Origin of the sequence: Ectobacillus antri (assembly GCF_003852715.1) — a bacterium.
Classification (GTDB): domain Bacteria; phylum Bacillota; class Bacilli; order Bacillales; family Bacillaceae_G; genus Ectobacillus; species Ectobacillus antri.
The window spans coordinates 1-1,012 of the sequence record NZ_RIAV01000064.1 but is presented as its reverse complement, the minus strand read 5'-3'; the positions used below and the strand labels follow the sequence as shown (position 1 = coordinate 1,012).

The 1,012-nt window shown below is 42.7% G+C and carries 1 protein-coding gene; it reads right to left on the bottom strand.

The features are described 5' to 3' along the window. The coding region (gene tnpC / locus EEJ45_RS18155) for an IS66 family transposase (protein WP_246000053.1) at positions 1–1,012 on the bottom strand (1,012 nt) is incomplete at both ends.

Below are 1,012 nucleotides of genomic sequence, written 5' to 3'. Positions count from 1 at the left end.
GCGTATTTCAGCCGTTTCTTTCTGCGCTTGCTTGGAGATAGATGTTTGAATTGCCGCTCTAACCGATATAACTCATCACAGTATTTCACACCGATTCGCCCATTCTTACTATCTGCTTTTAGCCAATACCTACGTACATGCGCCCAACAATTCGCAAAGGTAATGCCTGCGATTTTATCATAAGCTGAATACCCGTCACAAATAACCGTCCCGGAATACGTCTCAATAAAGCTCTCCAGTACAGACCGTGCGCGTGATAATGAGCTTTGAAACAAAACAATTGTTGGCCCCTGGCTGGGTACACTGCGATACACCCAATTATATGCACTCGCTTGTCCGGATTTCCCATCAGAACGGTTGATGATTTGTGCGTATGTTTCATCAATATGTAAAATGGACTTAGCCATCATAAAAGATTTCATCCGTTCGTAAACAGGCAGTAACCAGTCATGTGATGCGCGAATCACCCAATTGGAAAGGTTTTTGTCGTTTGTATGTAGACCAGATCGCTCCCATTCCTTTACCTGACGGTAAAGAGGTAAGTATTGCACAAATTTATCATACATCACTTTGGCAAGTACGCTAGGACTTGCCATACTCCGTTGAATGGGCGGTTGCGGTGCTTTTCCACGTTTGATCTGTGCGGTTTGTAAGGGATTGTTTTTACATGCCTTACATTCATACGCATGTTCAATATGCTGCACTTTCAACATTTTCGCAGGGATAAATGTTGCTTCCTCGCGCACCATTGTGCTCCCAATTTCAATCATTTGTCCTTGGCAACAATCACACTGTGTATGTTCTGGATAGTGATGAACCGCTTCTACTTCTATATCCTCACGTAATGAATCGTTTCGTTTCTTTTTTGAAATGCTTCGTACAACAGTATAGGGGATCATCTGTTGGCTTTGTTCTTCTGTGTGCTCAGGTTGGTTAAAAGACGGGTCATCGTCAAATAAAGACCCTTGTCCATCGAGCGTGTTATATTTTGCTTTTTCTGTCTTTGATCCAT